We start from the raw sequence: 15,734 nt of genomic DNA on the forward strand, positions 1-15,734 counted from the left end.
CAGGCTCGCGGTGCGCTGCGACCGGTAGAGATCCACCGGCCCCTCCACCGGGTGATACAACCCCACGTAGTAGAAGTCCGCGGTGACCTGCTCCAACATCTGCGCACCCGTCATCGTCGTGCCGTCCGTCAACCCCAGCACGGTGTCCGAGCCCTCCCCGCGCAGGATCTGCACCCAGTCCGGCAGATGTACGACCACCTGCGGCACCGGGGCGACCGGGCCCCCACCCACCGGGCCGGCCTGCATCAACGCGTCATACAACGCCTGCTCGTAACCGAGCTTCGGATTCTCCCGCCGCAACCTGCTAGCGGTGGGACGCAGCCGGCCCAGGAAACCGGTGATATGGCGTTCCGGGCCGGTGATCGTGATCGTGCGCAACCCTTGTGAGTCGGTGTTCTTCCCACCCTTGATGGAACGTCGCCCGTAGGCCTGCCGCTCGACATCATCGACCGTCCGGTTGTACTCGCGCACCCGGGCGGCAGCCGCCCGGTCGATCTCCCCCACCGTGCCCCGCAGGCCACACAACTCGACACGTAGTTCCCACTCGGTGACTGCGGCACCCTTGAGCAGTTTGCGGGTGTGCTTTTCCACCACACCCAACGCATCCAACGACAGCCCGTCGGCTGCCACCCTCGCGGCGGCCTGCAGTCGCTTGTGCCGGGTGGGGCCGAAGTACACCCCCGCCAACCGCTCCCACGCCCCCGCATCCCGGAAACCCAGTGCCTCGATGCGCGACGTCGACAGGCGACCGGAGGAAAGCTCCTCCAGCACCCGCATGCCCCGCAGGGCCTGCAACGCCGCATCGATGTCCATGCCCCGGACGATAAACCGGAATCACGCGGGCGTCGACAAGCAACCAACCCGACCTGTGGACAACCCCCACTTATCCACAGAAACGGCCATTCCGGTCGTCCTACCGCTTGACTTCCGTCACCGAGAACACCTCCTTCTTCGCCGGTGCCCCACCAGTGACGTCCACGGCCTCGACGTCGAACATCTTCGTGAGGAAGTCGGCGACCCACTGGATGAGTTCGACGTCGCGGAGGTTGGGTTGTCCGGCGCCGCGCCCGGCCTTGGGGAAGGACACCTGGATGGCCTTCGCGGCGGCGCGGTAGGTCGACCCCGGGAACAGGCGCTTCAACCTGACCTGCCGTGAGTCGGGCAGTTCGACGGAGCCGATCTTGATGCGGGTGCCCTGGACGATGATCTCGGAGATCCCCGCGCGGCGGGCCTGGTGGCGCAGGCGGGCGACGGCGAGCAGGCGGGAGACTGCCTCGGGGACGGGGCCGTAGCGGTCCTCCATCTCCTCGACGGCCAGCCGCAGGTCGGTCTCGGACGCGGAGGCGGCGAGCTTGCGGTACACCTCGAGGCGGAGGCGTTCGGAGTTGATGTAGGACTCGGGGATGTGGGCGTCGACGGGCAGGTCGATGCGGATCTCCTTGGGGCCCTGGTCGGTGGCGTCGAGCACCTTGCCGGACGCCAGCGCCTTGTAGGCCTCGACGGCCTCCCCCACCAGGCGGACGTAGAGGTCGAAGCCGACGCCGGCGATGTGGCCGGACTGCTGGGCGCCGAGGACATTGCCGGCGCCGCGCATCTCGAGGTCCTTCATGGCGACGGCCATGCCGGCGCCGAGGTCGTTGTGCTGGGCGATGGTGGCGAGGCGGTCGTAGGAGGTCTCGGTGAGGGTGGCGCCCTTGGGGTAGAGGAAGTAGGCGTAGCCGCGCTCGCGGGACCTGCCGACGCGGCCGCGCAGCTGGTGGAGCTGGGACAGACCCATGTGGTGGGCGTTCTCCACGATGAGCGTGTTGGCGTTGGCGATGTCGAGGCCGGTCTCGACGATGGTGGTGCAGACGAGGACGTCGTACTCGCGGTCCCAGAAACCCTGGACGGTGCGTTCGAGGACCTCCTCGGACATCTGGCCGTGGGCGACGACGATGCGGGCCTCGGGGACGAGGTCGCGCAGTTCGCGGGCCTTCTTCTCGATGTCGGCGACCTTGTTGTGGATGAAGAACACCTGGCCGTCGCGCAGCAGCTCGCGGCGGATGGCGGCGGCGATCTGCTTGTCCTCCTGCGCGCCGACGTAGGTGAGGACGGGGTGGCGGTCCTCCGGCGGGGTGAGGATGGTGGTCATCTCGCGGATGCCCGCCATGGACATCTCGAGGGTGCGCGGGATGGGGGTGGCGGACATGGTGAGCACGTCGACGTCGGCACGCAGGGCCTTGATGTGCTCCTTGTGCTCGACGCCGAAGCGCTGCTCCTCGTCGACGACGATGAGTCCGAGGTTCTTCCAGTGCACGCCCGTCTGCAGGAGGCGGTGGGTGCCGATGACGATGTCCACCGTCCCGTCGGCGAGACCGGCGATGATCTCCTTCGACTCGGCGGCGGAGGTGAAGCGGGACAGGCCGCGCAGCGTCACCGGGAATCCGGCCATACGCTCCTCGAAGGTGGACAGGTGCTGCTGGGCGAGCAGGGTCGTCGGCACGAGGACGGCGACCTGCTTGCCGTCCTGCACCGCCTTGAACGCGGCGCGCACGGCGACCTCGGTCTTGCCGTAGCCGACGTCGCCGACGATGACGCGGTCCATCGGCACGTTGGACTCCATGTCGCTCTTCACGGCGTCGATGGCGAGCATCTGGTCCTCGGTCTCGACGAAGGGGAAGTTGTCCTCCATCTCCTTCTGCCACGGGGTGTCCGGCACGAAGGGGTGCCCCGGGGCGGCCTGCCGCTTGGCGTAGAGCTCAACGAGTTCGCCGGCGATCTCGCGGACGGCGGCGCGGGCCTTCTTCTTGGTGTTCTTCCAGTCGGAGCCGCCCATCTTCGACAGGGTCGGCGACTCCCCACCGGAGTACTTCGAGAGCAGGTCGAGCGAGTCCATGGGGACCCACAGCTGATCGGCGGGCTGGCCGCGCTTGCTCGCGGCGTACTCGAGGACGATGTACTCGCGTCGCGACGTCTCGTCCCCGGCGTTGATCGTCCGCTCCGCCATCTTGAGGAAGCGGCCGATGCCGTGGGTCTCGTGGACGACGTAGTCACCGGCCTTCAGGGCCAGCGGGTCGACGCGGTGCCGACGCCGGGCGGGGCGCCGCTTGGCACCGGCGATGTCGCCGACGCGGTTGCCGGTGAGGTCGGTCTCAGTGATGACGACGACGTCACGGAACACGAGGCCGGCGTGGCTGAGCGCCTGATAGAGGGTGACCTCGCCCGGGGAGGGCTCCCAGCCGGGCGTCGCGACGCGGGCGGGCACCCCGGCCTCGGCGAAGCGCTCCGTCATGCGTTTGATGGCACCGGGCGCGGGGGCGACGAAGGCGGCGCGGCCGCCGGAGGTGGTGTGGGCGACGAGCAGGTTCATCATCCCGGCGATCTGCGTGGCGTCACCGCGCGGGGTGGGGCCGGGCTCGAAGTCGAGGGGCAGGGTGTCGGCGTCGTCGGCCTCGAACATGCCGGTCGGCGAGAACGTCCACCACGGCAGGTCGGTGCCGGCCTGCAGCGCCTCGTAGGAACGGTAGGAGGAGGACTCCAGGTCGATCCCCTCCACGGCGACGGGGCCGGACGCGCCCATCGCGGCGGCCTCCCAGCCGGCGGCGAGGAACTCGGCGTCGGTGGCCTCGAGGTCGGCGATGCGGGTGCGGATCTTCTCCGGCCCCACCAGCACGATGTGGGTGCGGTCCGGCATGAGGTCCGGCAGGGTCACCATCTGCTTATCGACGAGCGCCGGGATCAGTGCCTCCATACCGTCCGCCGGGATGCGGTCGGCGATCTTGCTGAGCAGCTCGACGAGGGTGGCGTTGCCCGGGTACCTCGTCGTGAGCTCGCGGGCGCGGGTCGCGACGGCGTCTGTGATGGGCAGCTCGCGGGCCGGGTAGACGGCGACCTCGCCGACCTCGACCTCCGGGACAGTGCGCTGGTCGGCGACGGAGAACTGGCGGATCTCGGTGACCTCGTCGCCCCAGAACTCGACGCGGACGGGCTGGTCGGCGGTCGTCGGGAAGATGTCGAGGATGCCGCCGCGGGTCGCGAACTCACCGCGGCGGGCCACCATGTCGACGTGGCTGTACGCCCGGAAGACGAGTTCCTCGACCAGCGAGGTGAAGTCGTACTCCGCGCCCTCCCGCAGGCGGATCGGCGCACGGCCCTCCACCTCCGGCAGGAGGGGCTGGCAGAAGCCGCGGGCGGCGGTGACGACGACCTTGACGCGGCCGTCGGCAAGCAGATCGAGGACGCGGGCACGCTGGCCGACGGTGTCGACGCCCGGGGACAGCCGCTCGTGCGGCAGCGTCTCCCACGAGGGGAACCAGGCGACCTTGTCACCCAGCATGGCGCGCAGCTCGGCGGTGAGATCCTCCGCCTCCCGGCCGGTGGCGGTGACCACCAGCACCGGGGCGTGGTGCGCGAGGGTTCCGATCGCCCACGGGCGGGCCTGATCGACACCCGTCAGGTGCAGACGCGGTGCCCCCAGATTCGCCACGAGGCCGGTGAGCTTGGGGTCCCGGGCGGCCGTCTTGAGCAGGCCGGCGAGCATCGGGGTCACTTCTTCTCCTCCAGCTGGGCGGTGACCTCATCAGAGAGGGTGGGGTGCGACTTCATGCCGGCCAGGCCGTTCCAGCACAGGTTGACGATGTGCGCCGCCACCACCTCCTTCGCGGGCTGCCGCTCATCGAGCCACCACTGGGCGGTCATCGACACCATCCCCACCAGCGCCTGGCCGTAGAGGATCGCCACCTCCGGATCCAGCCCCTGGTTCTCGAAGGAGCGCCCCAGAATGTGGGACACCTGCCCCACCGCGGTGTTGAGCAGCGTCGCGTAGGACTGGTCCTGCCCCGGCACGAGGTCACGGACGAGAATGAGGAACCCGTCGGTCTCCTCCTCCACATAGGTGAGCAGAGCGATGACGGCCTGCTCGATGCGCACCCGGGAACGACCCTGCGACAGCGCCTGGGTGATGATCTGCTCGAGGCGGAGCATCTCCCGGTCGACGACAACGGCGTACAGCCCCTCCTTGCCCCCGAAGTGTTCGTACACCACCGGCTTGGACACCGCGGCCCGCGCCGCGATCTCCTCCACACTCGCCCCCTCGAAGCCCCGCTCGGCGAACACCTGGCGGCCGATGGATATGAGCTGTTCACGGCGTTCCTTGCCGGTCATGCGCTGTCGAACCATGCCCACCAGCCTATCCTGAGCCGGTGTTTAAGCCACAGCCGCAGGTCGGGTACGCTTATCTACGTCTTTCCCTGTGGTGTAATTGGCAACACTCTGGTTTTTGGTACCAGCTTTCCAGGTTCGAGTCCTGGCGGGGAAGCTAGTGGGGGCCGTGCCCGGACATCGGTTCCAGGGCCGCCTCCTCCCCCTCCTCCACGACCATGAACTGGCCCATCATGCCCTGGTCCTCGTGCATGAGCATGTGGCAGTGGAACATGTAGGGGACGGTGTTGTCGGGGTACCAGCCGAACTCGACGGCCAGCTCCACGGTGGAACCCGGGGGCAGGGAGACGGTGTCCTTCCAGCCGCTGGCGGCCATCTCGGTGACGTCGGTGCCGGAGTGGCCGAGGACCCGGAAGCGGGCGTCGTGGACGTGGAAGTTGTGGGGCCAGTCGGAGTTCGAATTGGTGACGGTCCACACCTCCGGCCCCCGGTGGTCGATGACGAAGTCGACACGGTTCATGTCCATGAGCTGGCCGTTGATCTCGAAGGTGTTGAGCACGAACTCCCGGCGTGGCGCATCCGCCACGTCCGGGCTGGCCGACGCCGCCGGGTCCAGCTCCCCGGGCAGGACCCCCACCGGTGGGGCGTCGTCCCCCGGGCCGGTGATCTGCAGGAGGGTGAACTGGTCGGAGAAGCCGAAGTCGGGGCTGTACTCGTCGGTGGGGATGCCGAAGTTGTTGTCGAGGCCGACGGACTCCAGGGCGATCTTCCCCCCCGGTTCGAGGTCGACGATGATCTCCACGCGTTCGGCGGGGCTGAGCAGGACGGAGTCGACCTCCTCCGGGGCGGCGAGCAGACCGGAATCGGAGGCGATGACGTGGAAGGGGCGGGCGTCGGCAAGCGCGATGTGGTGAAACCGCATCGTCGAGGCGTTGAGGACGCGCAGGCGCACCCGGCGAGTGGTCGCCGCGAAGGAGCAGTTCGTGATGCCGTTGACCAGCGGGGTGTCGCCGAGGAGGCCGAAGGTGGGGTCGATCTCCTCGTCAAGTCGGCCGTCCTCGTGGAACTTCGCGTCGGCGATGATGACGGGGATGTCGTCCACCCCGTACTCGTGCGGCAGGTCGAGACGTTCGGAGACGTCGTCGTCGAGGATGAACATGCCGGCCAGGCCGCGGTAGCAGTGGAGGGCGGTGACCTCGTGCGGGTGGGGGTGGTACCAGAGGGTCGCGGCGGGCTGCTCGACGGTCCACTCCGGGGTCCACGTCGCCCCCGGTTCGATCGGCGAGTGCGGGCCGCCGTCCGCCCAAGCGGGCAGCTTCATGCCGTGCCAGTGGATGGTGGTCATCTCGTCGAGTTCGTTGGTGATGTCGACGGTGACGTCCTCACCCCGGCGCGCCCGGAACGTGGGACCCAGGTGGTCGCCGGAGAACCCCCACGTCGGGGTGTCGACACCGGGGAGGATCTCCGCGGAGCCCGTCCGGGTGGTCACCTGGAAGTGACGGCGGCCGTCGATGAGCTCGCCCTCGTAGAGGGGCGGGATGGGCAACGATCGGGGATCGCCGTCGTAACCGCGGGGTTCCGGCTGGTCGCTGCGGGAACAGGCGGCCGCCGCCACTCCGGCGAGGAGCACGGCGGCGCCACGGAAGAAGGTGCGTCGGCCGAATGTTTTTATCATGCTCCCAGGGTAGCGGCGAGCTCCGAGTGGTAGCGGGCGGTCGTCTCCGGGTGGGCGCGCAGACGCGACTTCAGGGTGTTGAGCCCGGAGATGTCGGAGATCTCCTGTCCGGCCATGTCGCGCCCCAGGCCGCGGGCCTCGGCGGCCAGCTCCGGGGGGAGCGTGATGCGCGGGAAGCGGGCGTCGAGGTTGGGGGTGAGGAAGAACGGGATGGAGAACCGGGCGGTGCCGGGCGGGGACGGCAGGACGCGGTGCGGGGTGGAGACGAGGTAGCCGTCGGTGGCGGCCTCGAGAAGTTCGCCGATGTTGACGATGAACAGGTTCGGCAGGGCCGCCACGTCGATCCACTCGCCGTCGCGCTGGACCTGCAGGCCGCCGGAGCCCACCTCGGGCAGCAGGAGGGTGAGCACGCCGGCGTCGTGGTGCGCGCCGACACCCTGGCCGGCCTCGCCGTTGGCGGGGGCCGGGTAGTGGGCGAGCTTCATCATCGGGTGCGGGTGGTCGAAGATGTCGTCGAAGTAGTCGGCCGCCTGGCCGAGGGACTGCGCCCAGGCGCGCAGCAGCTGCAGGCCGACGTCGGAGAGACGGTCCTGCCAGTCGGTGATGAGCGGCTTCATCCGCGGCAGGGCGCTGGGCCAGGGGTTGGGGCCCTCGAGGACGCGCCACGGGTGGGTGTCGAGGCCCTCGGTCCAGGCGGGGCGGTCGGCGCCGTAGTCGATCTGTTCGCGCCAGTCGAGCTTGCCCTGGGTGAACTCCTCGCCGAGGCGGGAGTAGCCGCGGTAGTGGGGGTTGTCGGTGAAGGCGATCTCCTCCTTCGCCTCCTGCGGGAGGGCGAAGAACTCCTTGGCGGTGGAGAACATCTCAGCCTGCAGGTCCTCGGGGACGCCGTGGTCGGCGAGGTAGAAGAAGCCGATCTCGTGGGTGACGTCGCGCAGGCGGGTGATCTCGTCCCGGTCGCCGCCGATGAGCTTCTCGAGGGAGATGATGGGCAGGGTCATGGTTCCTCGCAATGAAAGTTAATAGACTGCTTTGTCTGGAAAGGGTAGGTGATGGAGCGGTCGGCGGGGTGTTTTTATTCACCGTGGACCGGGACGACGGCCGAGCCGTAACGCTCCCGGATCCAGGCGGCGGTCTCCGCGGAGGTGACGGCCTCCTGGAGCGCCACGACCCGCGGGTCGTCGACGACGTCGGCGGCGGCCACGAGGATGTTGGCGTAGGGGTTGCCCTCGGGCTGCTCGGCGATGAGCCCGGCGGCCGGGTCGAGGCCGGCCTCGAGGGCGAAGTTGGAGTTGATCACCGCGGCGGCGACGGTGGGGTCGTCGAGCGAGCGGGCGACCAGTTCGTCCTCGACGGGGACGAACTCGAAGCCGCGCGGGTTGTCCACGATCGACGCCGGGGTGATCTGGGAAACGGCCGCCGGGTCGAGTTCGGCGTCGAGGGTGAGCAGGCCGTGGCCCTCCAGCAGCAGGAGCCCGCGGGCGAGGTTGCTGGCGCTGCGCGGCAGGGCGATGCGGGCACCGTCGGGCAGGTCGGCGATGTCGTCGTGCTGCTGCGAGTACAGGGAGATCGGTTCGATGTGGACCGGGGCGAGGACCTCGACGCCGCCGAGGCCGGTCTGGTCCTGCCAGTCGAGGAGGTAGGGCTCGTGCTGGAAGAAGTTGACGGCGATGCTGCCGTTGCTCAGCGCGGCGTTGGCCTCGGGTCCGCCGGTGACGATCGAGATGTCGAGTTCGAAGGCGTCCTCGCGTTCGTCGACCCACTCGAGGATCTCGGCGTGGGGCGTGGAGGAGGCGAGGACGCCGAGCGGGGCGTCGGGGTCGCCGGCGGCGGCGGTGGAGCAGGCGGTGAGGGTGCCGGCGCCGAGGGCGGTGGCGAGGAGGAGTGCGCGGTTCTTCATGGTGATTCCTTTCGTGAACTGAGATGTTCACACACGATAGACCGCTCGGTCCGGAGAGGCGCCGTTTATTTTCATGACTAGACTGGGCCCACGTGAGCATCCCCTCCCGCGAACAACACGCCGCCCGCCGTTTCATCTGGTCAAACGGACTGCAGGGCATCGGCGACCAGATCGTCGCCGCCAAGACCGTCCTCCCCTGGCTGCTGCAGGCCGCCGGCGCCCCCGGCTTCTTCATCGCCCTGCTCGTCCCCATCCGCGAGGCCGGCTCGATGCTCCCCCAGGCCGCGTTCACCCCGTGGGTGACCACGCAGCGTTCCCGCAAACGCATCTGGGTGATCGGCTCGCTCGGCCAGGCGGTGGCCGCCGCGCTCATCGGCGTCGCCGCCCTGCTTCTCGACGCCCTCGCCCTCGGCCTCACCGTCACCCTCCTGCTCGCGGTGCTCGCCGTCTTCCGGGCCCTGTGTTCCATCGCGTCGAAGGACGTGCAGGGGCGCACGATCTCCAAGGGGCGCCGCGGGGTGATCACCGGCCGGGCGGCGGCGGTCGGTGGGGCGGTGGCCCTGGCCGTGGGCCTGTTGCTCGAGTACATCGGTACGCCGATCCCGACGTGGATCCTCGCCGCCCTCATCTTCGCCTCGGCCGCCGCCTGGGCGATCGCCGCGATCGTGTTCCACACCATCGACGAGCCCGTCTCCGACGAGGAGCCTCGGGGCCTAGAGCGCGGCTGGTGGGCCGACACCTGGGGCCTGTTCACCGGCGACCGTGAGTTCCGGCAGTTCGTCATCGTGCGCTCGCTGCTTCTGGTGTCGGCGCTGTCGACGGCGTTTATCGTCACCCTCAGCCAGGAGATCGGGTACGGGCTCACCGGCCTCGGCGCGTTCCTCATCGCCTCCGGCCTGGCGTCGGTGCTCGGCGGGCGGATCTCCGGCGTGTGGTCGGACGCCTCGTCGCGCAACGTCATGAGTTACGGTGCGCTGGCCGCCTCCGTGGTCATCGTCGGCCTCGTCGCCGCGGCGGCGTGGCTGCCCGGCGCGGCCAACGCCTGGGTGTTCCCGATCGGGTTCTTCCTGGTCAATCTGGCGCACACCGCCATCCGCGTGGCCCGCAAGACATACATCGTCGACATGGCGGAGGGTGACACCCGCACCCGCTACGTCGGTGCCGCCAACACTCTCATGGGAGTCATCCTGCTCGTCATCGGCGCGATCTCGGGTGTGGTCGCCCAGCTGGGGCCGAGTGCCGCGCTACTCTTCCTCGCGGCGATCGGCTTCGTCGGGGTGGGGGCCGCGCGCCGCCTGCGGGACGTGTCGGAGCAGCGGTAGCGGGCACCGCCGCCCACTGTCGCGTACGGACGTACTCCGATTCCGGAGGGCCCCTCCGTTCCCGCAGGTCGCACCTAGCGGCCGAGCAGATCGGAGTACGTCCGTACGCGCGCCCGGCCTGCAGGGGTCGTCGGAGACACCGGCTCCGATAAGCACGCGCGGGGGCCTGCGGCTTATATGCTGGACCGGACACAGCAAACGCCCACAAGGAGACAATCGTGCCCACACCCACCGACTGCGCCGTGGTGGTACTCGCCGCCGGCGCCGGCACCCGCATGAAGTCCACGAAGCAGAAGACGCTCCACGAGATCGGCGGGCGCACCCTGCTCTCCCACGCACTGCACGCCGCAGCGGGCATCAGCCCGGAGCACATCGTGGCTGTCGTCGGTCACCAGCGCGATCAGGTCTCCCCCGCCGTCGACGCCGTCGCCGCGGAGCTGGATCGCCCGGTGCTGCAGGCCGTGCAGGAGGAGCAGAACGGCACCGGCCACGCCGTGCAGTGCGGGCTGGAGCCGATCCCGGACTTCGATGGCTCGGTGATCGTCACCAACGGTGATGTCCCGCTGCTGACCGCCGAGACGCTGCGTCGTCTCCTCGAAGCCCACACCGCCTCCCCCACCGCCGTCACCGTCCTGACCATGCGCCTGGACGACCCGACCGGCTACGGCCGCATCGTCCGCAATGAGGACGGCGAGGTCACCGCCATTGTCGAGCAGAAGGACGGCACCCCGGAGCAGCTGCAGATCACCGAGGTCAACTCCGGTGTCTTCGCCTTCGACGGCGCGATCCTCCGCGACGCCCTGGGCAAGCTGGACTCCAACAACGCGCAGGGCGAGCTCTACCTCACCGACGTTTTGGGCATCGCCCGCTCCGCCGGCCACCCGGTCCGCGCGCACGTCGCCTCCGATCCCCGCGAGCTGGCCGGCGTCAACGACCGCGTGCAGCTGGCCGAGGCGGGCCGTGAGCTCAACCGCCGCGCCGTCGAGGCCGCGATGCGTGGCGGGGCCACCGTCATCGACCCGGCGTCGACGTTCATCGGCGTCAACGTCACGGTCGGCCAGGATGTGGTCATCCACCCGGGCACCCAGCTGTGGGGTGCGACCTCCATCGGGGACAACGCCGTCATCGGCCCGGACACCACCCTGACGGACATGACCGTCGGGCGTGGTGCCTCCGTCGTGCGCACCCACGGCGAGCGTTCCGTCATCGGCGAGAACGCCACCGTCGGTCCCTTCACCTACATCCGCCCGAACACTGTGCTCGGTGAGGACGGCAAGCTGGGCGGCTTCGTCGAGGCGAAGAACGCGACCATCGGCCGCGGCTCCAAGGTGCCGCATCTGACGTACATCGGTGACGCCACCGTCGGTGAGGAGTCGAACATCGGCGCGTCCTCCGTCTTCGTCAATTACGACGGGGTGACCAAGCACCACACCACCATCGGTTCCCACGTGCGCACCGGCTCGGACACGATGTTCATCGCTCCGGTGACCGTGGGTGATGGTGCGTACTCGGGGGCGGGTACAGTTATCCGCGAGGATGTTCCTGCGGGAGCCCTCGCCGTGTCCGGTGGACCCCAGCGCAACATCGAGGGCTGGGTCGAGAAGAAGCGACCGGGCAGCCCGGCCGCACTCGCGGCGCAGGCTGCCCGGGAATCCCAGGACGCTGACAACGCAACCGACCAGGAAGGTTAAGCGGCAATCATGACTGCCCACTGGACCGAGAGCCACAAGAACATGATGCTGTTCTCCGGGCGTGCGCACCCGGAGCTCGGCGAGGCTGTGGCCCGTGAGCTCGACTACGAGCTCACCCCCACCACCGCCCGTGACTTCGCCAACGGTGAGATCTTCATCCGCTTCGAGGAGTCGGTGCGTGGCGCCGACTGCTTCGTCATCCAGTCGCACACCCAGCCGCTGAACAAGTGGCTCATGGAGCAGCTGATCATGATCGACGCGCTCAAGCGTGGCTCCGCCAAGCGCATCACCGCGATCCTGCCGTTCTACCCCTACGCCCGCCAGGACAAGAAGCACCGCGGCCGTGAGCCGATCTCCGCCCGCCTGGTCGCCGATCTGCTGGCCGCCGCCGGCGCGGACCGCATCGTGTCCGTCGACCTGCACACCGACCAGATCCAGGGCTTCTTCGACGGCCCGGTCGACCACATGCACGCCATGCCCATCCTCACGGACTACATCATGGGCAAGTACTCCATGGACAACCTGTGCGTGGTCTCCCCCGACGCCGGCCGCGTCAAGGTCGCCGAGAAGTGGGCCAACACCCTCGGCGGCGCGCCGATGGCCTTCGTGCACAAGACCCGCAGCGTCGACGTGGCCAACGAGGTCGTGTCCAACCGCGTCGTCGGTGAGGTCGAGGGCAAGGACTGCATCCTGCTCGACGACATGATCGACACCGGCGGCACCATCGCCGGCGCCGTCCGCGTGCTCAAGGAGGCCGGTGCGAAGTCGGTCGTCATCGCCTGCACCCACGGCGTGTTCTCCGATCCGGCCCGCGAGCGTCTCTCCGAGTGCGGCGCGGAGGAGGTCATCACGACCGACACCCTGCCGCAGTCGACGGAGGGCTGGAAGAACCTCACCGTCCTGTCCATCGCCCCGCTGCTGGCGAAGACGATCCACGAGATCTTCGAGAACGGCTCCGTGACCACCCTCTTCGAGGGCGAGGCCTAAAAACCGCTTATCGACGCCCGGTTCCCCACGTGGGAGCCGGGCGTCCTGCGTCTGTCAGGACGGGGCCATCCGCTGCGGGTTGATCCACTGGAGGGCGGCGGCCAGCAGCAGGGCGGCCGCCGCCACCCAGAACGCCGCCGGACCGATGCCCAGGTAGACGGGCAGGAACAGCACGGGGGCGGCCGCGGATCCGAAGAAGCGGAACGCCTGCACCGTGGAGATGAGCGAGGATCCGCCCGGCGCGTTGATGACCGCCAGGTTGACCGTCGCCTGGATCCCCTGCCCGGCGGACACCGCGGCGGCCCACACCAGGGCGGCCGCGACGGCCCACGGGGCGATCGGCAGGAGGAACAGCGCGACGGCCGCCAGCGCGGAGCTGGCCACCAGGACGGTACGGGTGCCGTAGCGGTCGGCCATGGAGCCGATGCGTCGCGAAGCGAAGAACGCCGCCGCACCACCGCACATGACCACCAGTCCACGGCCGACCGGCCCCAGCCCGAAGGCGTCACCCACCTGCAGGGCGGTGAGGAAGCCGAGGCCGATGATGCCCACGCCGACGATGAAACCGGTCACCATGTGGATGACCGTCGGCCCCCACTGGACGCGGCCGCTCACCTTCTGCGGGGAGGTCGCCGGCGGGGGCACCACGGGCAGGCGTGCCAGGAGAATGAACGCCGCCGAGGCCGCCGTGACGAGGAACGTCAGACGCCAGCTCACCAGGCTCGACAGCCCGGAGACCAGCGGTGCCGACAGCATGCCGAGCGACTGCATCGCCGCGTACGTGCCGAGCGCCTTACCCAGCTCCTGCGGTGGGGCGAGCTCGCGGAGGATGTTCTGCAGCACCGGGGTGGTGAAGGCGTTGGCGACACCGATCGTCGAGTAGCACAACAGGAACAGCGGCCACGACGGCGTGACCAGCAGCAGGAGCGCCATGGGCAGCGTCACCGCATACGCGGCCCACACCACCTTGTGCGGGTGGATGCCGCGGACCAGCCGCCCGGAGACGAGCATCATGACCGAGAACGGCAGCAGGTACGCCGTCATCGTCCACGCCGCCCGGCTGACGCTGATGTCGAAGGTCTCCGCGAACTCCGGCAGCACCACCGCCAGCGCCTGCCCCGTGAAGGGGCCCACGAACCCGCCGACGAGGATCGCCGCCATCTGCAGTCTTCTCATGACACCTAAACTTAGGCCGTGTCCGTCGACCTCATCGAATCAGCCCTGCGCCCCCTGGCCGATCCCGGGCGGGCCGCCGGCATGGCCGCCTACATGCGCGACCAGTTCCCCTTCCTCGGGGTGGCGACACCGGCTCGCCGCCGGGCCGTCCGGGGCCTGCTCCCCCGCACCCTCGACCGGGATCTTGTCGACGCCCTCTGGTCCCTGCCCGAGCGCGAGTTCCAGTACGTCGCCTGCGATCACCTGCAGAAAGTACCCCTGGAGTCCGCAGCTGCGGACTTCCTGCGGAGCCTCGTGGTGCGGAAGTCCTGGTGGGACACCGTCGATGCCCTGGCCAAGCCGGTGGGCCGCGCCTGCACGCCGGAGCAGATGCGTGCGTGGGCGCGCGACGACAACCTCTGGGTGCGGCGGGCGGCGGTGCTGCACCAGCTGGGGCGTCGAGAAGCAACCGACGCCGAGTTGCTCGGCGAGATCCTGGCCGGCAACCTGGACTCGGGCGAGTTCTTCCTCGACAAGGCCGTCGGCTGGGCGCTGCGCGAGTACTCGAAGACCGACCCGGCGTGGGTGAGGACGTTCCGCGACGAGCACGAGATGGCGGCACTGACCAGGCGGGAGGCGTCGAAATATCTGTGAGCCCCCGGTGTTGGGAAAGGTATGGCGCACATCTACTCGCCGCTGGACATCTACCTCGACACCGAGACAGAACGTCCCGATGTCTTCACCATGGTGTTCACCTTCAGTTTCTCGGCCAACACCCCGCCCCGTTCGCTGCTGTTGTCCCGCGGGCCGGAGGATCCGCCGGAGACGGTGTGGATCCAGCCCGACGATGAGGAGCACGGATTCTCCGCGCGGGACGTCCGCTGGGAGACCGACGGGCTGCTGCTCACCATCACCCTCAGCGGTGAGGACCGTTTCTACTGGGACGGGGCCCGCTCCATGACGATCGAGCTCTTCGAGTCGCGGGTCGACGGCGTGAGCTCCTGCCTGGGTTCGATCTTCGAGCCTCCGGTTTTGGAGCCGCCCGCCCCGCGCTGATATGATGGCGCACGTCTCGGCGAGGCCCCACCTGGGGCGTTATCGACGCGATCATAAGGTTCATTTCAGCCTGCGATGACTCGACGAGGACACGTCACCTCAGACCAGAGTCGGTCGCAGGCTTTTCGCCTGTCGGCCGTATACAACCAAGGAGATACAGCCACATGGCCAAGTACCCCACCCTGACCGCTGCCCCCCGTGAAGAGTTCGGCAAGGGCTACGCCCGTCGTCTGCGCGTCGCCGGCCGCATCCCGGGCGTCATCTACTCCCAGGGCGCCGAGAACGTCCACTTCTCCGTGGACCGCATCGAGTTCACCGCTGTCGTCCGTAACCAGGGCGTCAACGCCGTCGTCGAGCTCGACGTGGACGGCGAGAAGCACCTCACCATGATCAAGCACATCGATCAGAACGTGCTGACCCTGGACATCGACCACGTCGACATGCTCGGCATCAAGCGCGGCGAGCGCGTCGAGGTCGAGATCCCGGTCATCCACGAGGGCGAGGTCTTCTCCGGCGCCATGCTCATCCAGGAGGTCGACTCCATCCTGGTCGAGGCCGACGTTCTGGAGATCCCGGACGAGATCGTCGTGTCCGTCGAGGGCATCGAGGCCGGCAACGTCATCAACGCCGGTGACATCACCCTGCCGGAGGACGTCAAGCTGGTCGACGACGCCGAGCTGCTCGTCTTCAACATCACCTTCGAGGAGGTCGCCGAGGTCCCGGAGGAGGGCGAAGAGGGCACCGAGGATGCTGTCGGCGCGGCCGGCAAGGACGAGGGCTCCGAGGAGGGCTCCACCAACGACGAGTAAATC

General features: G+C 69.0%; 13 protein-coding genes and 1 tRNA gene. 7 read left to right on the forward strand and 7 right to left on the reverse strand.

The annotated features are described in order from the left end of the window. The 3 genes from B9Y70_RS09505 to B9Y70_RS09515 all read right to left on the reverse strand — a co-directional run. Positions 1-813: hypothetical protein (locus B9Y70_RS09505; RefSeq protein WP_085550037.1), on the reverse strand; the 813-nt coding region annotated here is incomplete at its 3' end. A 100-nt stretch (positions 814-913) separates the two neighbouring features. Beyond that, positions 914-4,519 (reverse strand): transcription-repair coupling factor, encoded by a 3,606-nt coding sequence (gene mfd / locus B9Y70_RS09510; RefSeq protein ID WP_085550168.1) that lies wholly within the window; start codon positions 4,517-4,519, stop codon positions 914-916. Positions 4,520-4,524: 5 nt separating this feature from the next. Continuing rightward, positions 4,525-5,157, reverse strand: coding sequence for a TetR/AcrR family transcriptional regulator (locus tag B9Y70_RS09515; protein WP_085550169.1), 633 nt, complete (start codon positions 5,155-5,157; stop codon positions 4,525-4,527). A 67-nt stretch (positions 5,158-5,224) separates the two neighbouring features. Between B9Y70_RS09515 and B9Y70_RS09520 the strand changes: the two genes are divergently transcribed. Then, a tRNA-Gln gene (locus B9Y70_RS09520) sits at positions 5,225-5,296 on the forward strand. On the opposite strand, the gene B9Y70_RS09525 is transcribed toward B9Y70_RS09520, so the two are convergent. The 3 genes from B9Y70_RS09525 to B9Y70_RS09535 form a co-directional block, all read right to left on the reverse strand. Then, positions 5,297-6,814 carry a multicopper oxidase family protein gene (locus B9Y70_RS09525; protein ID WP_085550038.1) on the reverse strand — a complete coding sequence of 506 codons (1,518 nt, stop codon included), beginning with the start codon at positions 6,812-6,814 and terminating at the stop codon, positions 5,297-5,299. Further along, positions 6,811-7,812 (reverse strand): isopenicillin N synthase family dioxygenase, encoded by a 1,002-nt coding sequence (locus B9Y70_RS09530; protein ID WP_085550039.1) that lies wholly within the window; start codon positions 7,810-7,812, stop codon positions 6,811-6,813. Before B9Y70_RS09530 ends, B9Y70_RS09525 begins: the two co-directional genes overlap by 4 nt. A 74-nt stretch (positions 7,813-7,886) precedes the next feature. Next, on the reverse strand, positions 7,887-8,711 hold the full coding sequence (locus B9Y70_RS09535; protein WP_085550040.1) for a MetQ/NlpA family ABC transporter substrate-binding protein: 825 nt from the start codon (positions 8,709-8,711) through the stop codon (positions 7,887-7,889). A 92-nt stretch (positions 8,712-8,803) separates the two neighbouring features. Between B9Y70_RS09535 and B9Y70_RS09540 the strand changes: the two genes are divergently transcribed. From B9Y70_RS09540 to B9Y70_RS09550, 3 genes are all read left to right on the forward strand, one after another. Further along, positions 8,804-10,033 (forward strand): MFS transporter, encoded by a 1,230-nt coding sequence (locus B9Y70_RS09540; protein ID WP_240309218.1) that lies wholly within the window; start codon positions 8,804-8,806, stop codon positions 10,031-10,033. Positions 10,034-10,251: 218 nt separating this feature from the next. Further along, entirely contained in the window at positions 10,252-11,724 is a 1,473-nt protein-coding gene (gene glmU / locus B9Y70_RS09545; RefSeq protein ID WP_085550041.1) for a bifunctional UDP-N-acetylglucosamine diphosphorylase/glucosamine-1-phosphate N-acetyltransferase GlmU, read from the forward strand. Between the two features lie 9 nt (positions 11,725-11,733). Further along, complete coding sequence (locus tag B9Y70_RS09550) at positions 11,734-12,711, forward strand: ribose-phosphate diphosphokinase (RefSeq protein ID WP_085550042.1); 978 nt, start codon at positions 11,734-11,736, stop codon at positions 12,709-12,711. Positions 12,712-12,765: 54 nt separating this feature from the next. Here the strand turns inward: B9Y70_RS09550 and B9Y70_RS09555 are convergent, their stop codons facing one another. Next, entirely contained in the window at positions 12,766-13,887 is a 1,122-nt protein-coding gene (locus B9Y70_RS09555) for an MFS transporter (RefSeq protein WP_085550043.1), read from the reverse strand. A gap of 18 nt (positions 13,888-13,905) precedes the next feature. On the opposite strand from B9Y70_RS09555, the gene B9Y70_RS09560 reads away from it, so the two are divergent. The 3 genes from B9Y70_RS09560 to B9Y70_RS09570 all read left to right on the forward strand — a co-directional run bounded on the left by B9Y70_RS09560 (position 13,906) and on the right by B9Y70_RS09570 (position 15,731). Continuing rightward, positions 13,906-14,520: a DNA alkylation repair protein gene (locus B9Y70_RS09560; RefSeq protein WP_085550044.1), complete on the forward strand. Its 615-nt coding sequence runs from the start codon at positions 13,906-13,908 to the stop codon at positions 14,518-14,520. A gap of 21 nt (positions 14,521-14,541) precedes the next feature. Further along, positions 14,542-14,922: a hypothetical protein gene (locus B9Y70_RS09565; protein ID WP_085550045.1), complete on the forward strand. Its 381-nt coding sequence runs from the start codon at positions 14,542-14,544 to the stop codon at positions 14,920-14,922. 164 nt (positions 14,923-15,086) lie between these two features. Then, a complete protein-coding gene (locus tag B9Y70_RS09570; protein ID WP_085550046.1) occupies positions 15,087-15,731 on the forward strand; it encodes a 50S ribosomal protein L25/general stress protein Ctc in 645 nt (214 codons plus the stop codon). The last annotated feature ends 3 nt before the right edge of the window (positions 15,732-15,734 follow it).

The sequence above is a fragment of the Corynebacterium pollutisoli genome, assembly GCF_900177745.1.
GTDB lineage: Bacteria > Actinomycetota > Actinomycetes > Mycobacteriales > Mycobacteriaceae > Corynebacterium > Corynebacterium pollutisoli.